Annotated in this window: 21 protein-coding genes; 15 read left to right on the top strand and 6 right to left on the bottom strand. The window is 71.1% G+C overall.

Annotation, left to right across the window (positions count from 1 at the left end; translation table 11 throughout):
* Positions 1-690, bottom strand: coding sequence for a TetR/AcrR family transcriptional regulator (locus tag A3CE_RS0106935; RefSeq protein WP_020639348.1), 690 nt, complete (start codon positions 688-690; stop codon positions 1-3).
* 223 nt (positions 691-913) lie between these two features.
* Here A3CE_RS0106935 and A3CE_RS0106930 point away from each other — a divergent pair, with 223 nt between their 5' ends.
* The 7 genes from A3CE_RS0106930 to A3CE_RS0106900 all read left to right on the top strand — a co-directional run bounded on the left by A3CE_RS0106930 (position 914) and on the right by A3CE_RS0106900 (position 9,611).
* On the top strand, positions 914-2,275 hold the full coding sequence (locus A3CE_RS0106930) for a phenylacetate--CoA ligase family protein (RefSeq protein ID WP_020639347.1): 1,362 nt from the start codon (positions 914-916) through the stop codon (positions 2,273-2,275).
* A complete protein-coding gene (locus tag A3CE_RS0106925) occupies positions 2,272-2,997 on the top strand; it encodes a hypothetical protein (RefSeq protein WP_245589444.1) in 726 nt (241 codons plus the stop codon). The genes A3CE_RS0106930 and A3CE_RS0106925 overlap by 4 nt, the downstream gene beginning before the upstream one ends.
* An 80-nt stretch (positions 2,998-3,077) precedes the next feature.
* Complete coding sequence (locus tag A3CE_RS0106920) at positions 3,078-4,295, top strand: ABC transporter substrate-binding protein (RefSeq protein ID WP_020639345.1); 1,218 nt, start codon at positions 3,078-3,080, stop codon at positions 4,293-4,295.
* A gap of 12 nt (positions 4,296-4,307) precedes the next feature.
* Positions 4,308-6,989, top strand: a complete 2,682-nt coding sequence (locus tag A3CE_RS0106915) for a branched-chain amino acid ABC transporter permease/ATP-binding protein (protein ID WP_020639344.1) — start codon at positions 4,308-4,310, stop codon at positions 6,987-6,989.
* Positions 6,986-7,723 (top strand): ABC transporter ATP-binding protein, encoded by a 738-nt coding sequence (locus A3CE_RS0106910; protein WP_020639343.1) that lies wholly within the window; start codon positions 6,986-6,988, stop codon positions 7,721-7,723. Before A3CE_RS0106915 ends, A3CE_RS0106910 begins: the two co-directional genes overlap by 4 nt.
* Before the next feature lie 699 nt (positions 7,724-8,422).
* On the top strand, positions 8,423-9,106 hold the full coding sequence (locus A3CE_RS0106905) for a M15 family metallopeptidase (RefSeq protein WP_185839787.1): 684 nt from the start codon (positions 8,423-8,425) through the stop codon (positions 9,104-9,106).
* A gap of 76 nt (positions 9,107-9,182) precedes the next feature.
* Positions 9,183-9,611 (top strand): hypothetical protein, encoded by a 429-nt coding sequence (locus A3CE_RS0106900; protein ID WP_211231813.1) that lies wholly within the window; start codon positions 9,183-9,185, stop codon positions 9,609-9,611.
* On the opposite strand, the gene A3CE_RS50285 is transcribed toward A3CE_RS0106900, so the two are convergent.
* From A3CE_RS50285 to A3CE_RS0106885, 3 genes are read right to left on the bottom strand one after another with little or no spacing between them, the layout of a single operon-like run.
* Complete coding sequence (locus tag A3CE_RS50285; protein ID WP_020639340.1) at positions 9,598-10,512, bottom strand: enoyl-CoA hydratase-related protein; 915 nt, start codon at positions 10,510-10,512, stop codon at positions 9,598-9,600. The genes A3CE_RS0106900 and A3CE_RS50285 overlap by 14 nt on opposite strands.
* Positions 10,509-11,741 carry an acyl-CoA dehydrogenase family protein gene (locus A3CE_RS0106890; protein WP_020639339.1) on the bottom strand — a complete coding sequence of 411 codons (1,233 nt, stop codon included), beginning with the start codon at positions 11,739-11,741 and terminating at the stop codon, positions 10,509-10,511. The genes A3CE_RS50285 and A3CE_RS0106890 overlap by 4 nt, the downstream gene beginning before the upstream one ends.
* An 11-nt stretch (positions 11,742-11,752) precedes the next feature.
* Positions 11,753-13,204, bottom strand: a complete 1,452-nt coding sequence (locus A3CE_RS0106885; protein ID WP_020639338.1) for a class I adenylate-forming enzyme family protein — start codon at positions 13,202-13,204, stop codon at positions 11,753-11,755.
* A 60-nt stretch (positions 13,205-13,264) separates the two neighbouring features.
* Here A3CE_RS0106885 and A3CE_RS0106880 point away from each other — a divergent pair, with 60 nt between their 5' ends.
* The 5 genes from A3CE_RS0106880 to A3CE_RS0106860 are packed head-to-tail and all read left to right on the top strand — an operon-like array spanning position 13,265 to position 18,046.
* Positions 13,265-14,107, top strand: coding sequence for an acyl-CoA thioesterase (locus A3CE_RS0106880; RefSeq protein ID WP_020639337.1), 843 nt, complete (start codon positions 13,265-13,267; stop codon positions 14,105-14,107).
* 23 nt (positions 14,108-14,130) lie between these two features.
* Positions 14,131-14,631: a MaoC family dehydratase gene (locus tag A3CE_RS0106875; RefSeq protein ID WP_020639336.1), complete on the top strand. Its 501-nt coding sequence runs from the start codon at positions 14,131-14,133 to the stop codon at positions 14,629-14,631.
* A 1-nt stretch (position 14,632) separates the two neighbouring features.
* Positions 14,633-15,409 carry an enoyl-CoA hydratase/isomerase family protein gene (locus tag A3CE_RS0106870; protein WP_020639335.1) on the top strand — a complete coding sequence of 259 codons (777 nt, stop codon included), beginning with the start codon at positions 14,633-14,635 and terminating at the stop codon, positions 15,407-15,409.
* A gap of 16 nt (positions 15,410-15,425) precedes the next feature.
* On the top strand, positions 15,426-16,571 hold the full coding sequence (locus tag A3CE_RS0106865) for an acyl-CoA dehydrogenase family protein (RefSeq protein ID WP_020639334.1): 1,146 nt from the start codon (positions 15,426-15,428) through the stop codon (positions 16,569-16,571).
* A complete protein-coding gene (locus tag A3CE_RS0106860) occupies positions 16,568-18,046 on the top strand; it encodes an aldehyde dehydrogenase family protein (RefSeq protein ID WP_020639333.1) in 1,479 nt (492 codons plus the stop codon). The genes A3CE_RS0106865 and A3CE_RS0106860 overlap by 4 nt, the downstream gene beginning before the upstream one ends.
* Positions 18,047-18,102: 56 nt before the next feature.
* On the opposite strand, the gene A3CE_RS0106855 is transcribed toward A3CE_RS0106860, so the two are convergent.
* Both A3CE_RS0106855 and A3CE_RS0106850 read right to left on the bottom strand, forming a co-directional pair.
* Entirely contained in the window at positions 18,103-19,251 is a 1,149-nt protein-coding gene (locus A3CE_RS0106855; protein WP_020639332.1) for a CaiB/BaiF CoA transferase family protein, read from the bottom strand.
* Complete coding sequence (locus tag A3CE_RS0106850) at positions 19,251-20,411, bottom strand: thiolase family protein (RefSeq protein WP_020639331.1); 1,161 nt, start codon at positions 20,409-20,411, stop codon at positions 19,251-19,253. The genes A3CE_RS0106855 and A3CE_RS0106850 overlap by 1 nt, the downstream gene beginning before the upstream one ends.
* 104 nt (positions 20,412-20,515) lie before the next feature.
* On the opposite strand from A3CE_RS0106850, the gene A3CE_RS0106845 reads away from it, so the two are divergent.
* Genes A3CE_RS0106845 through A3CE_RS0106835 form a run of 3 tightly spaced genes read left to right on the top strand, consistent with a single transcriptional unit; the run spans position 20,516 to position 23,156 of the window.
* Positions 20,516-21,490 (top strand): NAD(P)H-dependent flavin oxidoreductase, encoded by a 975-nt coding sequence (locus A3CE_RS0106845; protein ID WP_020639330.1) that lies wholly within the window; start codon positions 20,516-20,518, stop codon positions 21,488-21,490.
* A complete protein-coding gene (locus A3CE_RS0106840; RefSeq protein ID WP_020639329.1) occupies positions 21,487-22,299 on the top strand; it encodes an N-acyl homoserine lactonase family protein in 813 nt (270 codons plus the stop codon). The genes A3CE_RS0106845 and A3CE_RS0106840 overlap by 4 nt, the downstream gene beginning before the upstream one ends.
* Positions 22,296-23,156 carry an NAD(P)-dependent oxidoreductase gene (locus tag A3CE_RS0106835; protein ID WP_020639328.1) on the top strand — a complete coding sequence of 287 codons (861 nt, stop codon included), beginning with the start codon at positions 22,296-22,298 and terminating at the stop codon, positions 23,154-23,156. Before A3CE_RS0106840 ends, A3CE_RS0106835 begins: the two co-directional genes overlap by 4 nt.
* Positions 23,157-23,224 lie beyond the last annotated feature (68 nt).

Here is a 23,224-nt window from a genome sequence, read left to right as displayed (position 1 = left end):
TCAGGGGAGGGCACGCAGGGTGCGTTCTTCCCGGGTGTCGGAGGAGGCCGGGCGCAGGGCCCGGAGCACGAAGTCCGACGCGGTGTCCAGGGCCTGGTCCTCGGTCATGGCGAGCTGGCCGTCCAGACCGTCGGCGAGCAGTCCGCGCATCAGGTGACCCACCATCGCGGCGTCGGCGACCGGGTCGCCGGCCCGGAACACCCGATCCGCCATGCCGCCGCGGATCACCTCCGCGAGCCGCCTGCCCGGCACGCCGTAGAGCCGGTGCACCTCTTCGGGGAGTTCTTCGAGCAGTCCCGTGTCGAGGAAGAGCCGGGCGCGCTCCGCGAGCTCCCGCCGGTAGATCGTCCGGATGTTGAACTTCAACCAGGCCCGCAACCGGCCCTCGGCCGAGTCCGCTTCGGCGATCCGCGCCGCGAGCAGGCGGTCCCCCCGGGCGGTCTCGTCGGCCAGCAGGGCGAGCAGGAGGTGGGCCTTGCTGGGAAACGACCGGTAGAAGGTGCTCGCGGACGTGTTGGACGCGGTCAGCACCTGGCGTATCTTCAGCGAACGGAAGTGCGACCGCTCGAGCACGGCCCACGCCGCGCGCAGGATGCGCGCGGTTTCGGCGTCCCCGGGCGAGTCCGCATCGGACGGTACCGAGGTCATCACCGGCACGTGGGGACCTTCGACGACGGCAAGCTGCGACATCGCACCTCCGCTCAGGACGTCTCTAATAGTTAAATAAATTACACTATGGCGGCGCGACTTCCAAGCGTCGCGGACGGCACTTGATCTCCACGAAGAGACCGATGTCGTCGACCGTCAACGGGTCGAATGGCGGGAACGCCGTTCCCTGGGCCTCCCGGATCGTGGAGGTTACGGTCGTGACCTAAATCTCTTAATCTTCTAACTCTTTGGTCAAGGGCGATCGATGGAGGTACTCACCGTGGCCGACACGCAGCCCACAGTGCTGGAACCGGCGGTGGCAGCCGGCGACGCGCGCCGCTACCTGGAGCCCGAGCTCGAAACGGCGTCCCGCGCGGAACTGGAGGCGTTCCAGCAGCGACGCGTTCTCGAACTGGTGCCCGAGGCCTACGCGCAATCAGCCTTCTACCGCGAGCTGTGGTCCGCCGCCGGGGTCGACCCCGGCGAGATCCGCTCGCTGGCCGACTTCCGCCGGCTGGTGCCGACGTTCACCAAGAAGGACGTCCAGGCCTATCGGGAACGCACCGGCGACCCGTTCGGCGGGATGCTGTTCGGGCCACCGTCCGGGCTGTCGTCGATCATGTCCACCTCCGGGACGACCAGCGATCCCGAGCTGATCCCGGAGATCTGGGACGCCTACCCGCCGCTGCAGCTGTGTTCGGCGCGCGACCTGTGGGAGATCGGGCTGCGACCGGGCGACAAGGTCCTCGTGTCGGCCGGCTCGTTCCGGGGCTTCTACGACACCTTCTACCACGGCATGGGCCTGGTGCCGATCTTCGTGGACACCTGGATCGGCAAGGGCGAGGAGATCGTCCAGGCCCTGCTGCGGTTCCGGCCCGCCTACCTGCAGCTGATGATGCCGACCGTGCTCGAGCTCGAACGGCTGGAGCACACCTACGACATCCGGGACGCGCTGTCGTCCCTCAAGGGCGCCTCGTTCGCCGGGCAGCCGCTCGGCCGGGCGCTCGCCGAAAAGGTGCGCGACGACTGGGGCGTCGAGATGTTCACCTACAGCAGCGCGGGTGACACCGGGACGTGCTGGGAGTGCCGCGAACACGACGGCTACCACCTCTGGGAGGACCTCGTCCTGGCCGAAAGTCTCGACCCGGCCTCCGGCGAAGCGACCGGCGAGGGCACGGTCGGCGAGCTGGTGGCCACCGACCTGGACAACCGCGCGGCACCGCTGATCCGGTACCGCAGCGGCGATCTCGTCCGGATCGACCGGCAGCCGTGCGGCTGCGGGCGGACCCACGCCCGGCAGTGGGTGGTGGGCCGGTGCGGCGAGGAGACGACGGTCGCCGGCGTCCCGGTCGTGCTCGGTGAGGTCTGGGCCGCCGTCGAATCCCAGCCCGAGACGAAGGACGGCATGTTCCAGATCATCCGTGAATCGGCCATTGTGGACAGGTTGCGGCTGAGGGTCGGCTACGAACCGGCCCGCACCGCCGACGTCACCGAACTGCGGGCCCGGTTGCGGCACGCCGTGCTGGACCGGGTCGGCGTCGAGCCCGACCTCGACCTCGTCACCGTCGACGACCTCCTGTCCCGCAGTTCCAGCGTGGCCAAGTTCCCCCGGGTGGTGAAGGCATGAGCAGGGTCAGCATGGCCGCGGCGTTGCGGGGCCCGGTGTCCCCGCTGTTCGGCATCGGGCTGTACCTCGACGGTGACCGGCAGGTCCCGTTCGACATCGGCTGGGCCGAATTCGACCGTGACGTGCGGTGGGCGGCCCAGGTCCTGGACGTCTGGGACATCGGCGAAGCCGACCACGTGCTCATCAGCACGCCCAACTTCGAGGGGCCGTGGGCGAGTCCGGTGGTGCGTGCCCTGCGTGACCGCCGGGTCGTCCACAGCAACGCCGAACCGTACGGCTGGGACGTGCGGCGGTCCGCGACCTTCCTCCGGTTGCTCCCGTTCCGGGCGTACCTCGGCATGTCCGGGGAGACCGCCGTGGGGCTGCTGAAAGAGCCGGACTGCGCCGGGTCACTGGCCGCGCTGGCCCCGATCTGGGCCCGGCCGGAGGCGATCCACCCGTTGCGCGACGCGGGCCTGGACCCGGCCGTCTTCGCGATGCTGGGCCCCGCGCTCGGCCTCGAGTGCCCGCACCGATCGGGTGCCCACGTCGATCCGGCCGAGTGGCGGCTGGCGGAGGGCCCCGACGGGGTCACCCTGAGCACCGCGGGCGACCGCGCCCACGTCGTGCGGGACCTCGTGGTCGGCCGGACCGCCGCGCTCGACCACACGCCGTGCCCCTGCGGACTTCCCGGACCCCGCATCCGGGTCGTCGACCCCCCGCCGTTGCGGCCGGCCGGGTAATCCCCGGCCCTACCCGAACACGAACACACCGCGCGCTTGCGTGCCGGTGCCGCCGCCGTACCCAGAATCCGAGGAAAACCATGAACCCGAAGAGAATTCGCGCCCTGAAACGGTTCCGCTGGGCGGCCGGCCTGGCGGCCGTCGCGCTCGCGAGCACCGCGTGCGGGGCCAGCGGGTCGGCGTCGACCGACACCCACGGCCTGACCGGGACGCCGATCAAGATCGGCGTGCTGGCCAACGTCAGCGGCCCCACCGGGGCGTCCGAAGCGTCGGCCACGAAGGTGTTCCAGGCCTGGGCCACGCACACCAACAAGGCCGGCGGCCTCGCCGGGCACCCGGTGCAGGTGGTCGTCAAGGACACCAAGGAGGACGCACCGACCGCGGCGGCCGCCGCCCGGTCGCTGATCTCCGACAAGTCCGTCGTCGCCGTGGTGGCGGCGAGCACCAGTACCGACCCCGCGGTGGGGGCCATCCTCGCCGACTCCGGGCTGCCGGTCACCGGCGGCATCGGCTACAACCCGACGGTGTGGGGCAAGCTGAAGAACTGGTTCGGCATCACCACCACCTTCCCGCAGGTGGTCAACATGCAGATCGCCTCGGCGAAGCCGGTCGGCGGCAACGCCATCTCGGTGGTCGCGTGCGCGGAGGAGCCCGCCTGCGTGGCGGCCGTGCCGCTGTTCGAGGCGGCGGCCAAGGCCGCGGGCAACACCTACTCGGGCACGATGCAGGTCGCGGCCGCCGCCCCGAACTACACCGCGCAGTGCCTGGACCTGGTCAACCGCAAGGTCGACTTCGTCCAGCTGTCGATCTCGCCCGCGGTGGGCGTGCGGGTCGTCAAGGACTGCCAGGCGCAGGGCTACACGGGCTACTTCGGGTCGTCGGCGTCGGCGATTTCCCCGACGCTGTACCACGCGCCGAACATCAAGCTGGCCGGCGCGCTCAACGCGTTCCCGTGGTGGGCCGACACGGCACCGGTCAAGGCCTACCGGGCGGCGATGTCCGAGGAGGGCGTGGCGGACAGCGATTCCGGGCAGCCCGCGTCGACCGCGCTGTGGGCCAGCGGCGAGCTGTTCAAGAAGGCGCTGACCCCGGCGGCGGGCCAGGCGACGGACACCGTCACCCGGCAGGCCGTGCTGGCCGCCTACGGCAAGGTCAAGGGCGAGACGCTGGACGGCCTGCTGCCGCAGCCGATCACCTTCACGGCCGACCAGCCCGCCCCGCCGGTGAACTGCTACTGGCTGTACCAGTACCAGAACGGCGCGTTCGCCGGCTCCGCCCAGCCCACCTGCCCCAGCTAGGAAGGCGCCACCGTGCTGCAGCTGCTGCCCTTCGTCGTCGCCGGGATCGCCGCCGGGGCGATCTACGGCCTGGCCGGGACGGGCCTGGTGCTGACCTACAAGTCATCGGGCATCTTCAACTTCGGCCACGGCGCGATCGCCACTGTCGCGGCCTACGTGTTCTACGCGCTGCACACCGAGTTCGGTCTGCATTGGACGGTCGCCCTGATCGTCAGCGTGGGGCTCGTGGGCCCGGTGATCGGGTTGCTGATGGAGCGCATCGCGGCCCGGCTGGCGCCGCAGCGGATCGCCCTGCAGATCGTCGGCACGGTCGGCATCATCCTGGCGGTGCAGGGCCTGGCCACCCTGCGGTACGGAGCGAACACCATCCAGGTCGAGCCGTGGCTGCCGGCCGGGCAGGCGAGCTTCCGCCTGTTCGGCGCGGTGGTCGCGTGGGGCCAGGTCACCATCGTGGCCATCGCGGTGGTCGCGGTCGCGGCGCTGTACGCGATGTTCCGGTTCGCCCGGATCGGCCTGGCCATGCGAGCCGTCGTCGACGACCCGGACCTGCTGGCGATGCAGGCCACCGACCCCCGGCGCGTCCGGCGGATCGCGTGGATCATCGGATCGACATTCACGGCTTTGTCCGGGGTGCTGGTCATGCCACTGATCGGCTTGGACGCCGTCGGCCTGACCTTCCTCGTGGTGCAGGCGTTCGGCGCGGCCGCGGTCGGCGCGTTCGGCAACATCCCGCTGACGTTCGCCGGTGGCCTGGTGATCGGCGTCGCCTCGGCCGTTTCCCAGCACTACGTCCTCGACGTGCCGTGGCTGAGCGGGCTGCCGTCCGCGTTGCCGTTCCTCGTGCTCTTCGTGACGTTGCTGGTGCTGCCCAAGCGCAAGCTGGTCCGGCCGTCCACAGTGGAGAGACGGCCACCGCCGTCCTACCGCGCGCCCGGCCGGGTGCGGCTGGCCACCGGCGTGCTCGTCGTGGTGGTGCTGCTCTTGCTGCCGCAGCTCGTCGGCCCGGACAATCTCCCGTTCTGGATCGCCGCGCTGGTCAGCGCGATCATGCTGCTCTCGCTCGGCCTGCTGGTGCGCACCTCGGGCCAGGTTTCGCTGTGCCACGCGGCGTTCGCGGCGATCGGTGCGGTGGCGTTCTCCCAGTTCGCCGTCGACCTCGGCCTGCCGTGGGTGGTCGCCCTCGTGCTGGGCGGGCTGGTCGTGGTGCCGGTGGGCGCGCTGGTCGCGTTGCCCGCGATCCGGCTCTCGGGCCTGTTCCTGGCCCTGGCGACGTTCGGGTTCGGCATTCTCGTGCAGCAACTGCTCTACCACGAGCAGTACATGTTCACGTCGCTGTCCCAGGGCCGCACGATGCCGCGGCCGGACTTCGCGCCGGACGACGGCGGCTACTACTACGTCGTGCTGGCCGTGCTGGTGGTGGTCGCGGTGCTGCTGGTGCTGATCCAGCGGGGCCGGCTCGGCCGGCTGCTGCAGGGGATGGCGGACTCGCCGACGGCCGTCACGTCGATGGGCCTGAGCACCACCGTGTCCAAGGTGATCGTCTTCTGCGTGTCGGCGTTCCTGGCCGGGATCGCCGGGGCACTGCTCGGCGTCGCCCGGATGTTCGCGGTCGGGTCGGACGCGTTCTTCCAGCCCTTCGCTTCCCTGCAACTGCTCGCCCAGCTGAGCCTGGCGACCCTGGCCGAGCCGTGGTACGCGTTGATCGCGCTGACGAACGTGATCCCCGGCTATGTCCCGGGTGACGGGGTCACGGAGGTCCTCGGGATCGTCTTCGGCGTGTCCGCGGTTCTCGTCGCCGTGCGGGGCGGCGGTCCACCGATGCCGCACCGGTTGCGCGTCCTGCTCGACCGCCTCGGCGGCCGGCGGCGGGCGCCCGTCGTGGCCGAAGTGCCGCCGCGCCGGGTCGCCGCCGGAAGCGGCGTTTCCGTGCGCGGCCTGTCGGTGTCCTTCGGCGGCCTGACCGCTGTGGAGAACCTCAGCTTCGACGCGCCGCTCGGCCGGATCACCGGGCTGATCGGCCCCAACGGCGCGGGAAAGACCACCACGTTCAACGTCTGCAGCGGCCTGAACCGGCGGTTCGGCGGTCAGGTGCTGCTGCACGACCGCGACATCACCCGGATGCCGCCCGCGCAGCGCGGCCGCAGCGGCATCGGCCGGACGTTCCAGCGCATGGAACTCTGCGAAACGCTCACCGTGGCGCAGAACGTGCTGCTGGGACGGGAATGCGCGCAAGCGGGTTCCGGTGTCCTCGCGCAGCTCGCGGCGCGCCCGGCGGAGTGGAAGGCGGCCGAAGCCGCGGCGTGGTCGGCGATGGAGCTGTGCGGGATCACGCACCTGGCCGACGAACAGGCCGGCGCGCTGTCGACCGGGCAGCGCCGTCTCGTCGAGCTGGCCCGCTGCCTGGCCGGGCCGTTCGACGTGCTGCTGCTCGACGAGCCGTCGTCCGGCCTGGATCACGAAGAGACCGGCCGCTTCGGGGAAATCCTCCAGCGGGTGGTCGAGGAGCGCGGCGTCGGCGTGCTGCTCGTCGAGCACGACATCGCCCTGGTGATGGGGATCTGCACCGACATCTACGTCCTCGACTTCGGCCGCCTGCTCTTCCACGGAACCCCGGCCGAGGTCGCGGCCAGCCCGGTCGTGCAGGCCGCCTATCTCGGGTCGGACGAATCCCTGGCCGAATCGGAGGTCCGATGACCAGCACCCTCGACGCCCCGTCGATCGCGCCGCCGGCCCTCGAGGTCGACGGCGTGTCGGCGGGCTACGGGCAGACCACCGTCCTGCGCGAGGTCTCCTTGGTGGTGCCTGCCGGCTCGGTCGTCGCCCTGCTCGGCTCGAACGGCGCGGGCAAGACCACGGTGCTGCGCGCGGTGTCCGGCCTGCTTCCGGTGCGCTCGGGCACGATCCGGATCGCGGGCCGCGACGTCACGGGTGAGCGTGCCCCGCGGCGGTTCGCGCGCGGGCTCTGTCACGTCCCGGAGGGCCGGGGCGTCTTCCGCGGGCTGACCGTCCGGGAGAACCTCGTCCTCCAGGGCGCCGCCGGGCGGGAGGACGACGCCGTCGAGCGGGCGGTGGCCGCTTTCCCGATCCTCGGAGAACGGCTGAGCCAGCAGGCGGGCACCCTCAGCGGCGGGCAGCAGCAGATGCTGGCGATGGCGGCCGCGTACGTCCGGAGCCCGGATCTGGTGCTGGTCGACGAGGCGTCGCTGGGGCTCGCGCCGATCATCGTCGACGAGATCTTCGGGTTCCTTCAGCAGCGTGCTGCCGAGGGCACGGCCTTGCTGATCGTCGACCAGTTCGCCCGGCGAGCGCTCGCGATGGCCGGGCACGCGTACATCCTGCGCCGCGGCCGGATCGTGCACGGCGGACCGGCCGCGGACCTGCTGAACGCCGAACTGTTCGACTCCTACCTCGGCGGGCAGGCGGGCTGACCTGGCTCAGGCGCCCGGCAGGGGATCGGCTGGGAGGCCGTAGCGCGACGTTCCGGCGCCGGCGGCTGCACACCTGGCTTGTGAGCAGGGCCGCAAGCTGCTATTCGGACTCCTGCGCCTTTGTGGACGATCGCCGAGGCCCCCGTGATGCCGATTTCGCAGGTCGCGGCACGACGCGCAAAGGTTGCCGTTTTCGGGGACCCTTCGGGCAGGGGTAAAACGTTTCGGGGCGCTTGACGTCGTCCGGTCCCGGCTGGCACGGTCGGCCTGGCGAGAGTGTCTCACCGGCCGGGTCGGCAGTGGTGATGATTTCGGCACTCTCGGTAACTGGGGTTGATTTACGGGGGAAGGCGGAAGACTGGATGGCGGAGGGAAGCCGCGTGTGTCCCGCCGAGACGGGGGCGCCGTGACGACGGCATGCGCGCTCGTCCGACCGGGGGCCGGCCGAGCTGCGTAGGTCGAGCGGCACGGAAACGGCTTTCTTCGGCGGAGAAGAAATGATCCGCGTAATCCTTCCAGGTGCTGAACCCACCCTGTCCGAGCCGCGTCACATCCACTGACTTCGCGGGCGCACGCATTCCGGCTGTCCCCCTCGGGGGAGCGTCTTCAGCGAGGAAGTGTTCATGCGGTGGCGCCCGAACCGCAGTGGGGTCCTCTGCGGCAGCAGAAAATCGAAAGAAAGCGACTTTCGCAGTGAATATGAGAACCAGAGTTCTTGCCATTGTCACGTTCGCGCTGTCGGCGGTCGTGGCTGTGGCCGCGCCGGCGCCGGCCGCCACGGCCCAGACCGTGGAGGTCGCCGCTCCGGCTGGTAGCGGGCTTGCGCCCTATGTCGCCGTCATCAAGCCCGTCAGCGCGGAGCGGCTCGGGAACAGCTGGCACGAGGGGTGCCCGGTCGGTCCCGATCAGCTGCGGCTGATCAACCTGAGCTTCCTCGGCTTCGACGGCGCGGTGCACCGCGGCGAGCTGGTCGTCAGCGCCGATCGCGCCACCGAGGTCGCCCGCGTCTTCGCCGACCTGTACTTCGGGCGGTTCCCCATCGAGCGGATGGAGACCGTCGAGAAGTACAACTCCGACGACGACGCCTCGATGGCGGCGAACAACACCTCGGCGTTCAACTGCCGGGCGATCACCGGCGGCACGGCGTGGTCCAACCACTCCTACGGCCGCGCCATCGACATCAACACCGTGCAGAACCCCTACATCTCCGGCAGCGGCACGGTCTACCCGCCCAACGGGGCGCCTTACGTCGACCGCACGCAGAACGTGCCGGGCATGATCCACGCGGGCGACGTCACCGAGCGGGCCTTCACCACCCGCGGCTGGACCTGGGGCGGCTCCTGGGACACCCCGATCGACTACCAGCACTTCGAGAAGCCCTGACGCCGGCCGGAAAAGCCTGAATCAAATACAGCTCGCCCGAATTTCCCTGTGCGAGTATGAGAATGGGAGTCATACGATGCGTAACAAGATCGCGGCTTTGGTCGCAACGACTGCTTTCGTCGCCGGCGGGACACTCATGACCGCGACGTCGGCATCGGCGACCGTGGACCCGCCCGGCGGCAGCTGGGACCACACGTGGAAAACCACGGACGCCGACAAGGGTGGCACTGTCTACGTTGAAGAGAACGGCGACGTCGTGTCCGTCTGCGACTCGGCGGCCGACGGACTCGCTGCCCGGGCCAGTATCGCCGTCCAGGACAGTTCGGGCGCCTACCCCGAACGTTACTTGCTCGTCGCCTCCGGTGGATTGGGATCTTGCGCCACGGCCAGGGCTTCTGATGGCGGCAAGCACGACCTCCCGGAACACGTGAACATCGGCGTCACGGTCTACCTGGGTACGAACTTCCAGCACGCGAGCACCCACTACTACCTCAACGATCACTAGGGTTCTTGCGTCCTGGCCACTCGTTGCGGTGGCCCTGTTCGGACGGCCCGGTCGATGGATCCCGACCGGGCCGTCCGGGCTGGTTCCCCGGCAGGGGGTCGGGCTCGGCGGGCATCGCCGGGTCCCACGGCTCGAACAGCGACGGCCGCTTCTCGAGGAAGCTTTCGACGCCTTCCTTGAAGTCGGGGTGGCCGCGCAGGTGCCCCATCCAGAACCGGATCGCCGTCACCCGGGACTCCTCCATCGAGGTCTCCCAGCTCGCGTAGACCTGCCGCTTGATGGTCCCCATCGCCACCGGCGAACTGTTCGCCGCCAACGACTTGGCGTAGTCCAGGGTCTTCGGCATCAGCTCGGCAGGGGCGAAGACCCGATCCGCCAGCCCCAACGCGACGGCCTCTTCGCCGAGCACGACCCGGCCCGAGAGCAGCAGGTCCAGCGCGCGCGAAGTGCCGATCAGCCGGGGGAGCGTCCAGGCCAGCCCGTGCTCGGCCATGATCCCGCGCTGGACGAACGCCGTCGTCAGCTTCGCCGTGGCGGAGACGAACCGGAGGTCGCAGTTGAGCGCGGCGATCAGGCCGATCCCGGCGCAGGCCCCGTTGACAGCGGCGATCACGGGCTTGGCGATCCTCGTCGGCGTGGTCATCGGCTGCCGCAGGTGGGGGTTGGTCGAGATGCCGGTGGCCACCTGGTCGGCCAGCGCGGCCGTGTCCATGCCCGGGCAGAAACTGCGGCCCGCGCCGGTGACCACGACGACCCGGACGTCCGGGTCGCGCTCGGCCTCGCGCAGCAAGTCGTAGTACCGGTTCTCCAGCTCGACCGACCACGCGTTGTGCCGTTCCGGCCGGTTCAAGGTCAGGACGGCGACGCCGTCGGCCACGGTCCGGGTGACGATTTCGCTCATCGGGGGCTCCTGTCCGGTCGGGGTTCACGCGGCATGCCCAGTGCCGACTCGGCCAGGATGTTGCGCTGCACTTCCGACGTGCCGGCGTAGATCGTGCCGGACACCGCGTGCAGCCACACCGTGGCCCAGGACGCCGTCGAGTTGGGGGCGCCGGGGTCGTCGGTGCGGTAGTGGCGCAGCGGGCCGCGGCCGGTCGGCACCATCGACTCGGGCCCGAGGATGTCCATGGCCAGCTCGGTGACCGCCCGGTGGTGCTCGCTCCAGTACAGCTTCGACACCGACGCTTCGGTGCCCGTCGGCTCGCCGCGCAGCCAGCGCGTCAGGACGCGGTTGCCGAGGTGCCGCATGATCTCGGCGCGGCTGTAGCAGCGGGCCAGCCGCTGCCGGACGACCGGGTCGCCGTCGACGCCGCGTTCGCGCGCCAGCTCGATGAGCCGGTCGATCTCGGCCCGGAACATGATCGGGTTGGTCGCCGCTTCGTCGCCGCGTTCGAGGCCCAGCAGGCTCATGGCGACAGCCCAGCCTTCGCCGACCTCGCCGACGACGTTCGCTTCGGCGGTGCGTACGCCGGTGAAGAAGACTTCGTTGAACCCGGTGTCGCCGGTGATCATGGTGATCGGGCGGATGTCCACTCCGGACTGGTCCAGCGGGACCAGCAGCATCGTGATGCCGCGGTGGCGGCCGGCGGCGGGGTCGGTGCGGGCGAGCAGGAAGATCCAGTCGGCACTCTGGGCCTGTGACGTCCACACTTTCTGCCCGTCGACGACCCACTCGCCGTCCACCAGCGCGGCACGGGTACGCAGGGCCGCCAGGTCGGAGCCGGCGCCGGGCTCGGAGAAGCCTTGGCACCACCTGTCCTCGCCGCTGATGATGCGGGGGAGGAAGTACCGCTTCTGCTCGTCGGTGCCGTACCGGAGCAGCAGGTTGCCGATCATCTTGATGCCGAAGACGTCCTGGGACCCACTCGCCGGGAGTCCCGCCTTCGCCAGCTCCTCGACGAGGACCACCTGCCGCAGCCGGTCCATCCCGCCGCCGCCGTACTCGACCGGCCACGCGGGGGCCAGATAGCCGTGCTCGGCGAGCACCCGGCGCCACTGCTCGACGAATGCCTTCGCCTCGTCGGTGTCGAGTGCGCCAAGACCGTGCCAGTCCGGTGGAACGTTGGCGGCGATGAACGCCCGCACCTCGTCCCGGAACTGCTGCACCTCGGGTGGGTAGCTCAGGTCCACGCTGGCCTCCGTCAACGAGTGGGCTGGGTGAGGGCTCGGCGCAGGACCTTGCCGTTCGGGTTTCGGGGCAGGGCGGGCACGAACTCCCACAGCTCGGGCACCTTGAACCCGGCGAGCGTCGTCCGGGCGAAGGCGCGCAGCTCGCCGGGATCCGGCGGGGCCGAGAGGTCGCGGGGGACGACGAACGCCTTCACGGCCTCGCCGACCCGTTCGTCGGGCACACCGACCACGGCGGCCTCTTCGACGTCGTCGTGGCGGGTGAGGGTCTGCTCTACCTCGAGGGGGTAGACGTTCTCCCCGCCGCGGATGATCATGTCGCCCTTGCGGCCGGCCAGGAACACGTACCCGCGCTCGTCGACGCGGCCGAGGTCGCCCGTGCGCAGCCACCCGTCGGCTCCCGGGGCGAACAGGTGCGCACCGCGCGCCCACACCTCGCCGACACCCTCTTCGTCCGGCTCGTGCACCGTCAGCTCGACTTCGTCGACGGGCGTCCCGACGGACTTCAGCAGTTCTTCGTCGCCGTCCGCCGCCCGCTCGTGGTCTTCGGGGGACAGGCAGGTGAGGGGTGCGCCCTCGGTCTGCCCGAAGAGGTTCACGAAGGCGGCTCCGGGCATCGCGGCCAGTGCCCGGCGCAGCGTGCCGGGGTGGATCGGGGACGCGCCGTACTGCAGCAGCCGCAAGGTGGGGAGCGCGAAGGCGTCCGCTCGCAGCAGCATCTCGATCATCGACGGCACCGCCTGCGCGTGGGTGACGCCGAGGCGGCCCAGGCTCTGCCAGGCGTCCACGGTGAACCGGGGGAACGTCACGATCCGGGCGCCGGTGGCCAGCGCCACCGCGAAGGCACCGAGCCCGCCGATGTGGTGGAACGGCGAGCTCGCGCTGTAGACGCTGCCGGCGTCGAGCCGGGTCAGCCGGGCGTTGACGACCGCGCGGGCGCCCATCCGGTCCTGGCGGACGTCGACCCGCCGTGGCCGCCCGGTGGTGCCGGACGTGTGCAGTACGAACGCGGTGGCGTCCGCGGCGGCGGACAGGGGCGGCGGCGTCGCCGGGGCCAGTTCTCCGACCGGCACCAGCTCCCGTCCGCATACCTCGGCCAAAGCCCGGCCAAGGTCGAGGGAACCGGGTTCGCACAGGACGACCGGGGAGTCGAGATCGCCGACGCAGTCCGCGAGTTCGGCCACCGTGAGCCGCGGGGACAGGGGAGCGACCGGTCGCCGGGTCACGGCACCGGCGACGACGACCGCCATGGCCTCGGGCCGGGTCGTTATCAGCGCCGGGACGACGGTGCCGGGCGGGCAGCCGGCCCGGTCGAGCAGGGCCGCCGCGCCGCCGATCCGCCGGGTGAACTCGGCGCCGGTCCAGCCGGCGCCGGGATCGTCCCCCGGGACGACCAGGACCCGGTCGCGGCCGGCCTCGATGGCCTCGGCCACGAGGTCGATCCACAACGGCGTGCGATCTGTCATCCCTGTCCTCCGCGCTCAAGTCGCTCTATTATCTATATCAGTTAACTGATAGGAGGCCAAGTGAACCGCTCGCTGACCGACCCGCTCGCCTGGCTGTCGGAGCTGGAACGCCTGGAGGGGGACGTCTTCGTCGCGTCGCCGTCGGGTCGCTCCGCCCGGATGTTCGGCGGCGAGGCCGCCGCGCGAGCCTTGGCGGCCGCGCAGGGCACGGTGTCCGCCGATCGGGCGGTGCACGTCGCGCAGGCGAGTTACCTGCGCCCCGGCAATCCCTCCGTGCCACTGTGGCTTCGCGTCGCCCGGCTGCGCGACGGCCGGGCGTTTTCCCAGCGCCGGGTGGACGTCGAGCAGGAGGGCAGGCTCATCTTCACGGCGATGTTCTCGTTCCACGCCGGATCGGGGGCGTTCGAGCACGGCGACCGGATGCCGGTGGTTCCGGCGCCCGAGGAACTCGGCGGCGTCGAAGGCTGGACCGAAGCGGCCGCCGTGTGGCCGCAGTGGCTCCTCGGCGATCCGTCGGTGGAGCTGCGACCGGTGCCGGCCGGCGCGGACCAGGCAGGCACCCGGGCGCTGTGGTACCGCGCCGCCGGCCCGGTGCCGGACGATCCCGCGATCCACGCGTGCCGGTGGCTATACGCCAGCGACCTGACCCTGGTCGCCTCGATCCGGCTGCCGCACGAACGCGGTTCGCGCAAGACATGGCTGATGACCTCCCTCAACCACACCGTCTGGTTCCATCGGCCGTTCGGGGTCGACGAATGGCATCTGGTGGTGCAGCGGTCGTCCCGTGCCTGCGACGGCCGTGGCCTCGCGTCCGGGAAGGTCTTCACCCGCGGCGGGGAGCTCGTGTCCAGTCTTGCGCAGGAGGGGCTCGCTTCGCCGATCCCGTCGGTGTATAAACAGTAAGATAGGTTAGATAATTAGAAGGGATGTCCGACGTGACAGACGACGGTGAAGCTCCGCTGCTGGCGGCCGGACTGACCTGGGACCGGATGGCGGTGGGCTCGGCCTTCCGGACCTCGGCACGCACCATCACCGAGACCGACCTGGTCAACTTCGTCGCGCTGGGCGGCTTCACCGAGCCGTTGTTCTACGACGCCGGGCACGCGAAGGCGGGCGGCTACTCGGGCCGGCTGGTCCCGGGCGGCCTGGTCTACGTGTTCGCCGAAGGGCTGGTACTGCAGACGAACGCGCTGCACGGCACCGGGCTGGCCCTGGTGCACGTGGATCTCGACATCGCGGAGCCCACCTACGTCGGCGACACGCTGCACGTCGTGGTGCGGACGATCGAGTCGCGCCCGTCCAGCAAGCCGGGGCGCGGGGTTGTCACCAGCCGCTGTTCGATCCGGAACCAGCGGGGTGAGGAAGTCGCGGTGTACCGGCCGGTCCGGCTCATCCGCGGCGCCGACTTCGCCGAGACGGGGGCGTGAAATGGCCGACGACGCCGTCCTGGTCACCGCCGACGGCCCGGTCCGGGTGCTGACCCTCAACCGGCCGGACACGCTCAACGCGTTCGACGCCGAACTGCACCACGCGCTGCCCCGGGTGCTGGCCGACCTGAGCCTGGACCGCGACGCGCGCGCGGTCGTGCTGACCGGCGCCGGTCGGGCGTTCAGCGCGGGCGGCGATCTGGAAACCTTCGAACGGCACGCGAACGACATCGAGGAACGCCGTCGGACGCTGCGCGTCGGGCGCCGCCTGTTCGACGAGCTGGTCGGCCTGCACCTGCCGGTCGTCGCGGCCGTCAACGGCCCGGCGGTCGGCCTGGGCGCGACCCTGGTCACCGCCTGCGACATGGTCTTCATCGCCGAGCACGCCTTCCTCGCCGACCCGCACGTCACGGTGGCGCTGGTCGCCGGGGACGGCGCCGCGGCGACCTGGCCCCTGAACACGGGCCTGTTGCGCGCCAAGGAGTTCCTGTTGACCGGCGACCGGGTGCCGGCCGCGACTGCCGTCGAGCTGGGGCTCGCCAACCGGGTCGTGCCCGCCGAGTCGCTGCTGGCCGACGCGCTCGCGTTCGCCCACCGGCTCGCCGCGCTGCCCCCGCAGGCGATCCAGGACACCAAGGCGGTGCTCAACCAATGGGTCCGCCAGGCGGCGGTCTCGGTGCTGGGCTACGGGCTGGCCGCCGAAAGCCAGTCGCACGACACCGCGGAGTTCCGCGCCGTCCCCGAGGCGTTCCGCGCGCGGTCCGCCCGCAAACCCTGAGCCTCGGAGGTCGGCCGTGCGGTTCGCGCTGGACAAGGAGCAGGGAGAGCTGCAGTCGGTCGTGCGGGAGTTCCTGGCGGACTTCTCGCCGGAACCGGTCGTGCGGCGGCTGATGGCCGCCGACGAGCTCCATGATCGTCCGATGTGGACGAAGATGTGCGGCGAGCTGGGCCTCGCCGGGCTGGCGGTGCCGGAGGAGTACGGCGGCGCCGGGTACACCTTCGTCGAACTCGGTGTCGTGCTGGAGGAGCTGGGCCGGGCGCTGGCGGTCACCCCGTTCCTCGCGTCCGTTGTGATGGCCACGACCCTGCTGCTGGCCACCGGCGACGAGGCGGCGAAGCGCGACTACCTGCCCGGGCTGGCCGACGGGCGGCTGATCGGCACCGTCGCGCTCGCCGAGGACGGCGGGAAGTGGACGAGCGAGAGCGTCGGGATGCGGGCTGCGCACACCGGCGAAGGCTGGGTGCTCGACGGCCACAAGTCGTTCGTCCTGGACCTGCTGAGCGCCGACCTCGTGCTGGTGGTCGCGCGGGCCGAGGCCGGTCTCGGGGTCTTCGCCGTCGAGCCGGGAGCCGCGGGGCTGGATCGGCAGCCGCTGCCGGTGCTGGACCAGACGCGCAAGCAGGGGCGGTTGACCTGTATCGCCACCTCTGCCCGGCTGATCGGCACTCTCGACGACGGCTGGGCCGCCGTCGACCGGATGCTGGACCTGACGGCCATCGCGGTGAGCGCGGAGATGCTAGGCGGCGCGCAACGAACCCTCGACATGGCGGTGGCCTACGCCGGTGTGCGGGAACAGTTCGGCCGCCCGATCGGCTCCTTCCAGGCGATCAAGCACAAGTGCGCCACGATGCTGGTGGAGATCGAGGCGGCCCGGTCGGCGGTCTACTACGCGCTGTGGGCCGCCGCGACGGACGCGCCCGACCTGGCCGCGACGGCCAGCCTCACCAAAGCGTTCTGCTCCGATGCCTACCTGCTGACGGCGGGGGAGAACATCCAGATCCACGGCGGCATCGGCTACACCTGGGAACACCCGGCCCACCTGTACTTCAAGCGGGCGAAGAACAGCGCCCTGTTCCTCGGCGGCCCGGACTTCCACCGCGAACAACTCGCCCAGCGCATCGGAATCCAAGCCGACAACGAAGTCCGGAGGAACCCATGACACTCGACGCAGAGCCCGAGGGCCGGTTGTACATCGACGGGGAGTTCCGCGAAGCGGCGGGAGGCGGGCGGTTCGAAGTCCTGAACCCGGCCGACGAGTCGCTCGTCGGCATGGCCGCCGACGGCGGGCCCGACGACGTCGCCGCCGCGGTCACCGCCGCCCGGCGTGCCGCCGACGAGACCTCGTGGGCCACCGAGCACGCGTTCCGCGCACGCGTCCTGCGCCAGTTACAAGAGGCGCTGCGCAAGGAAAGCGCCACGGCCGCGTCGATCCAGATCGCCGAAGCCGGTACCCCGATCTCGAACATCGCCGCGCACATCGACGTGATGATCGAGGACATGTCCTTCTTCAACGACCTGGTCGAGCGGTTCCCGTGGGAGCGCGACTCCGGCCCGCACCAGGGTGTCGGACCGCTGAGCAACCGCCGGGTCCGGTACGAGCCGTACGGTGTCGTCGGCGCGATCACGCCGTGGAACGCGCCGTTCATGACCGACATCTGGAAGATCCAGCACGCGCTGGCCACCGGCAACACCGTCGTGCTCAAGACGGCTCCGGACACGCCGCTGACCGGCGCCTTCATCGCCAGGATCGCGCACGAGCAGACGGACCTGCCGCCCGGCGTGCTGAACGTGCTCAGCTCGCGCGACAAGGCGGTGGCGGGTGAGGCGCTGACCGGTGATCCGCGGGTGGACATGTACCACTTCACCGGCTCGCCGGCGGTGGGGCAGCGGATCTACGAGCGCGGCGCCGCCGGCATCCGCAAGGTCTGCCTGGAGCTCGGCGGCAAGTCCGCCAACATCATCCTCGACGACGCCGACCTGGCCGTCGCCCTCCCGATGACCATCGGCATGTGCATGTCCAACAGCGGGCAGGGCTGCGCGCTCGCGACCCGGCTGGTCGTCCACGCCTCGCGGTACGACGAGGTGCTCGACGCGCTGACCGCCGCCATCAAGGGGCTGCCGTGGGGCGACCCGACGGACCCGGTCAATTTCGTCGGCCCGATCATCAACGCGGCTCAACTCGCGCGGATGACGGGACTGGTGGACCGGGCACGCGACGCGGGCGCGCGGGTGCTCGCCGGCGGCCGCCGCGGCGACTCGCCGACCGGTGGCCGGGGTTTCTGGTACGAGCCGACCCTGGTCGCCGACGTCGACGAGAACGCCGAGCTCGCGCAGACCGAGGTCTTCGGTCCCGTGCTGACCGTGGTGCGCTACGACGGAGATGACGACGAAGCGGTGCGGGTCGCCAACAACTCCCGGTACGGGCTCTCCTCCTACATCCAGACCCGGGACCCCGAGCGGGCCTTGCGGCTGGCGAACCGCATGAAGGCGGGCACCGTCAATATCGGCCCGTCGTTCTACCTCTCGCCGGACACGCCGTTCGGGGGCTACGGCATCAGCGGCGTCGGCCGCGAGCACGGTGAGGACGGCTTCCGCGAGTACCTCCAGGCCAAAACCATCGCGACCCCGGCCTGACCGGAAATGCTTCCCGGTGTCCTGCCCAGTCGCTCGACGGGCAGGACACCGGGAGTTCAAGCCGGTTCGGCGCCGATCACGCCTTCGTCCCGGAGTTTCGCGATCTCGTCGTCGGCCAGCCCCCAGTCGCGCAGGGCGGACACCGAACCCTCGCCCGGGCGCGGCGGCGGGCCCGCGATCGCGCCCGGCGTGCGCTCCAGGCGTGGCGCCGGGGCCGGCTGCACCACGTCGAACGCCGTCGTGAACACCTCCCGGGCCCGGTTGTGCGGGTGGGCTGGTGCCTCGGTCAGGCTCAGCACCGGCGTGACACAGGCGTCGGTGCCGTCGAACACCTTCTCCCACTCGTCCCGGGTCCGTGAACGCAGGACGTCGGCGATGATCTCGCGCAGCGCTTCCCGCTGGGCCGGGTCGTCGCGATCGGGGACCGCTCGCGGATCGAGACCCAGCAGTTCCAGGAACTCGGTGTAGAACTGCGGCTCCGCGGCGGCGACCGCGACAAACCGGCCGTCCGCGGTTTCGTGGACGTCGTAGTGCGGGGAGCCGCCGTCGGAGAAGTTGACCCCGACCTCGTCCACCCAGCGGTCCTGGGCGAGGAAGCCGTGCAGCATCGCGGTGAGCGAGGCCACCCCGTCGATCATCGCCGCGTCGATCACCTGGCCGAGGCCCGAACGGGACGTTTCGAGCAGCGCGCAGACGACGCCGAAGGCCAGCATCATCCCGCCACCGCCGAAGTCGGCGACCAGCCCGGGCGGGGTCGCCGGAGGTTGCCCGCGCCGCGCGAACAGCCGCAGGGCCCCTGACAGGGCGAGGTAGTTGAGGTCGTGACCGGCGGCCGGGGCCAGCGGGCCGTGCTGACCCCAGCCGGTCATCCGGCCGTAGACCAGGCGCGGGTTGCGGTGCAGGCACACGTCGGGGCCGAGGCCCAGCCGTTCCATGACGCCGGGCCGGAAGCCCTCGACGAGCACGTCCGCGCGTTCGGCCAGCCGCAGGACCGTTTCCGCGCCCCCGGGTGCCTTGAGGTCGACGACCACGGACCGCCGTCCGCGGTTGAGCACGGCCTTGGCCGGGTCGCCCTTGAGGGTGGACACCGGGCGGTCGACGCGCAGGACGTCCGCGCCCATGTCGGCCAGCATCATGGCGGTGTAGGGCGCCGGGCCGAGCCCGGCGAGCTCCAGCACCCGGATCCCGTCGAGCGGTCCGGGCATCAGCCGAGCCGCTCGATCAGCGTGCCGGTGCCGAGGCCGCCGCCGCAGCACATGGTGACCAGGGCCCGGCGGCCGCCGGTGCGCTCCAGTTCGTGGAGCGCCTTCGTGATCAGGATTCCGCCGGTGCCGCCGAGCGGGTGGCCGAGCGCGATCGCGCCGCCGTTGGGGTTGACGCGGTCGAGGTCCACGCCGGTGTCCCGCTGCCAGGCCAGCACCACCGAGGCGAAGGCCTCGTTGATCTCGACCAGATCGAGGTCGTCGAGGGTGAGCCCGGTGCGCATCAGCAGCTTGCGCGTGGCGGGGATCGGCCCGGTCAGCATCAGCTCCGGGTCACTGCCGACCAGCACGGAGTCCACGATCCGGGCCCGTGGCCGCAGCCCGAGTTGCTCGGCCCGTTCGGCGGTCATCATGAGGACCGCCGAGGCGCCGTCGGCGATCTGCGACGACGATCCCGCCGTGTGCCGCGCCGGGGTGCGGTCCGGCAGGTTGGGCTTGAGCGTGCCCAGGACCTCGAGACTGGTCGGGCGCGGGCACTCGTCGGTGTCGAACGTCGTCAGGCCCTGCTCGCCGGTCACCTTGACCGGGACGATCTGGCTGCGGAAGCGCCCCTCGGCGACGGCCTGGGCGGCGCGGTGCTGGGACAGCGTCGCGAAGGCGTCCAGTTCGCCGCGGTCGAGTTCCCAGCGTTCCGCGATCCGCTCGGCGGCCTCGAACTGCGTGGTCGCCTCCCAGTGCTCGGTGTACCGGCCACCGCGGCTGTCGCCGAGCGCGGCGATCGTGCTCGAGCCCATCGGCACCTGACTCATCGACTCGACCCCGCACGCGACGGCGATGTCGGACAGGCCGCCGGCGACGAGCCCGTGGGCGAGGGTGTGCGCCTGCTGCGCGGACCCGCACTGGACCGTCACGGTGCTCGCCGGGACTTCCAGCGGCAGTCCCGCGCCCAGCCAAGCGTTGCGGGCGACGTTGCCGCCCTGCTGGCCCACCTGGCCGACGCAGCCGCCGACGACCTGGCCCACCAGCGCGGGGTCCAGGCCGGTCCGGTCGAAGAGCGCGGCGAGCACGTCGCCCAGCAACTCGGGGGCGCGGTACCCGGACAGCGTTCCCCGTCGCTTGCCGACCGCCGACCGGACCGCCTCGACGATGACGACTTCGGTCACGGGTACCTCCTGAGTTCGGCGAGTATCAGGTAGATTGTAGCAATCAGATTAACTATCTAACTGATAAGCTTCGACGTGACCGTGCCGACTCCGGGAGACAGAAGATGATCCAGACGCGCTTCACCGAAGTCTTCGGCATCCGGCACCCGATCGTGCAGGGCGGGATGCAGTGGGTCGGCATCGCGCCGCTCGTCGCCGCCGTCGCGAACGCCGGCGCCCTCGGGCTGATCACCGCGCTGACCCAGCCCAGCCCCGAGGAACTGGTCCGCGAGATCGGCCGCTGCCGGGACCTGACCGACCAGCCGTTCGGCGTCAACCTGACGATCCTGCCGAGCATCAAGCCGCCGCCCTACGCCGAGTACCGCGCGGCCATCGTCGAGTCCGGGGTGCCGATCGTGGAGACCGCCGGGTCCAACCCGGAACCGCACCTGCCGCACTTCCACGAGGCCGGGATCAAGGTGCTGCACAAGTGCACCAGCGTGCGGCACGCGGTCAAGGCGCAGTCGGTCGGCGTCGACGGCGTCAGCATCGACGGCTTCGAGTGCGCCGGGCACCCCGGCGAGGACGACATCCCCGGCCTGGTGCTGATCCCGGCCACCGTCCGCCGCCTCGCCATCCCGGTGATCGCCTCGGGCGGCTTCGCCGACGGTCGTGGGCTGGTTGCCGCGCTCGCCCTCGGCGCGGACGGCGTCAACATGGGCACCCGCTTCCTGTGCACCGTCGAGGCGCCGGTGCACGAGCGGGTCAAACAGGCCATTGTGGACGGCGACGAGCGGAACACCGAACTGATCTTCCGCCCGTTGCGCAACACCGCACGGGTGGCGCGCAACAAGGTCAGCGTCGACGTCGTGCGGATGCTGGACGAAGGCGCGCAGTTCGCCGACATCCGCGACCTGGTCGCCGGAGTGCGCGGCCGTGAAGTGTTCCGGACCGGCGACCTGGACGCGGGGATCTGGACGGCGGGCTGTGCCCAAGGGCTCATCGACGATATTCCCACCGTGGGCGAGCTGGTCGGCCGGATCGTCGACGAGGCCGAGAAGCTGATGGAGGCGGGACTGCCCGCGTTGATCTCGCGATGACCGGGAACTTCCGGGTGTTCGCCATCCGCTACGCCCATCGCGACGACGTCGCGGCCGCCGAGGTCTTCCACCACGCCACGCCCGCCGACGAGCCGCGGGCGATGGCGTACTACCTCTGGCTGGTCACCGGACCGGCCGGGACGTTCCTGGTGGACACCGGCTTCGGCTGCGAGGTGGCCCGGAAACGCGACCGGGAAGATTGCCTGCGCGGGGACCCGCTCGACGCGGTGCGCGCGCTGGGGGCCGACCCCGAACAGCTGACCGACGTGCTGCTCACGCACCTGCACTTCGACCACTGCGGCGAGCTCGGCCGGTTCCCCCAGGCCCGGTTCTGGGTGCAGCGGCGGGAACTGGCGTTCTGGACCGGCCCCGGGGCGAGCCGTCCGTCGTTCCGCCGGGTCGTGATGAGCGAGGACATCACCGACGTGGTCGCGTTGAACCTCGACGGCCGGGTGCGCTGGGTCGACGGGGACGTCACCGTCGCGCCGGGCCTGTCACTGCACCTGGTCGGCGGACACACCGCCGGGATGCAGGTGGTGCGGGTGGAGACCGCGCACGGCGTGGTCGTGCTCGCGTCCGATGCCGCCCACTACTACGTCAACCTCGAAACCGACCGGCCCTATTCGGCCCTGGACTCGGTGAGCGGCGCGCACGCCGCGTTCGACCGGCTGCGCGAGCTGGCCGGGCCGGGCGGTCACATCGTGCCCGGCCACGATCCCGCGGTCCTGCGGCGCTACCCGGTGGCCGGGCCGTACTTCGACGACGTGGCAGTCGAACTGACCCCTATCGAGCCTGAGGAGCAGCCATGATCAGTACCGCGGTGATCGGCCTGGGCACCATGGGCGGGGCGGTGGCGGAACGGCTGCTTTCCTGCGGCTTTCCCACGCTCGTCCACGACATCGATCCGGCGGCCGTCGCCCGGCTCGTCGAGCTGGGGGCCACGGCGTGCGACCCGGCCGGCGCCGGAGCGGCGGACGTGATCGTCACCAGCCTGCCCAACGACCGGATCGTCCGCGACGCCGTGATCGGCAGCGGCGTCCTGAAAAGCTGGGCGGGCCGCGTCCTGGTCGAGCTGAGCACGACCCTGCCCGACACGGTCAAGGCGGTCGCCGACGCGGCCCGGCCGCACGAGGTCGCGGTCGTCGACTGCCCGGTCAGCGGCGGCCCGGGCGAAGCCCTCTCCGGCAAGCTCGTCCAGCTCGTCGGGGCCTCCGACGACGCCTTGGAGCGTGCCCGGCCGGTGCTGGAGGCCCTCGGCTCGATCGAGCACGTCGGCGCGGTCGGCCACGGCAAGACGGTGAAGCTGCTCAACAACCTGATGGCCATGGGCAGCATCGTGGTCGCCGCGGAGGCGTTCACCCTCGGCGTGCGCCTCGGTTTGGACCGGCACGAGCTGTTCGACGTGCTGAGCCGCTCGGGGGGTCGCTCGTTCCACTTCCTCAAGCGCTGGCCGTACGCGCTGGCCGACGACTACCACGCCCGGTTCGCCGTGGCGCTGGGGGAGAAGGACATCCGGCTCGGGCTGGAACTGGCCCACGACAGTGACTACGTGATGCCGGCGGCGAGCATCGTGCACCAGATCTTCGAGATGGCCCGCGCCAAAGGCCTCGGGAACGAGGATGTCGTCGCCGTGCTCAAGGTGTACCAGGAGTGGGCAGGGCTGTAGGTCGGACGTCTAATGTGGACAGACGGTCGTGATCTACCTGATCGTGTGATGGTGGTCGAACACGCGTT

The organism is Amycolatopsis balhimycina FH 1894 (assembly GCF_000384295.1).
Taxonomy (GTDB): Bacteria; Actinomycetota; Actinomycetes; order Mycobacteriales; family Pseudonocardiaceae; genus Amycolatopsis; species Amycolatopsis balhimycina.
This window is presented reverse-complemented; position numbering and strand designations above follow the sequence as displayed.

Bases quoted from the DNA above. Each gene is read 5' to 3' on its own strand.
- A3CE_RS0106935 (WP_020639348.1), bottom strand. From the start codon at position 690: ATGTCGCAGCTTGCCGTCGTCGAAGGTCCCCACGTGCCGGTGATGACC.
- A3CE_RS0106930 (WP_020639347.1), top strand. From the start codon at position 914: ATGGAGGTACTCACCGTGGCCGACACGCAGCCCACAGTGCTGGAACCG.
- A3CE_RS0106925 (WP_245589444.1), top strand. From the start codon at position 2,272: ATGAGCAGGGTCAGCATGGCCGCGGCGTTGCGGGGCCCGGTGTCCCCG.
- A3CE_RS0106920 (WP_020639345.1), top strand. From the start codon at position 3,078: ATGAACCCGAAGAGAATTCGCGCCCTGAAACGGTTCCGCTGGGCGGCC.
- A3CE_RS0106910 (WP_020639343.1), top strand. From the start codon at position 6,986: ATGACCAGCACCCTCGACGCCCCGTCGATCGCGCCGCCGGCCCTCGAG.
- A3CE_RS0106905 (WP_185839787.1), top strand. From the start codon at position 8,423: ATGAGAACCAGAGTTCTTGCCATTGTCACGTTCGCGCTGTCGGCGGTC.
- A3CE_RS0106900 (WP_211231813.1), top strand. From the start codon at position 9,183: ATGCGTAACAAGATCGCGGCTTTGGTCGCAACGACTGCTTTCGTCGCC.
- A3CE_RS50285 (WP_020639340.1), bottom strand. From the start codon at position 10,512: ATGAGCGAAATCGTCACCCGGACCGTGGCCGACGGCGTCGCCGTCCTG.
- A3CE_RS0106885 (WP_020639338.1), bottom strand. From the start codon at position 13,204: ATGACAGATCGCACGCCGTTGTGGATCGACCTCGTGGCCGAGGCCATC.
- A3CE_RS0106875 (WP_020639336.1), top strand. From the start codon at position 14,131: ATGTCCGACGTGACAGACGACGGTGAAGCTCCGCTGCTGGCGGCCGGA.
- A3CE_RS0106870 (WP_020639335.1), top strand. From the start codon at position 14,633: ATGGCCGACGACGCCGTCCTGGTCACCGCCGACGGCCCGGTCCGGGTG.
- A3CE_RS0106860 (WP_020639333.1), top strand. From the start codon at position 16,568: ATGACACTCGACGCAGAGCCCGAGGGCCGGTTGTACATCGACGGGGAG.
- A3CE_RS0106855 (WP_020639332.1), bottom strand. From the start codon at position 19,251: ATGCCCGGACCGCTCGACGGGATCCGGGTGCTGGAGCTCGCCGGGCTC.
- A3CE_RS0106845 (WP_020639330.1), top strand. From the start codon at position 20,516: ATGATCCAGACGCGCTTCACCGAAGTCTTCGGCATCCGGCACCCGATC.
- A3CE_RS0106840 (WP_020639329.1), top strand. From the start codon at position 21,487: ATGACCGGGAACTTCCGGGTGTTCGCCATCCGCTACGCCCATCGCGAC.
- A3CE_RS0106835 (WP_020639328.1), top strand. From the start codon at position 22,296: ATGATCAGTACCGCGGTGATCGGCCTGGGCACCATGGGCGGGGCGGTG.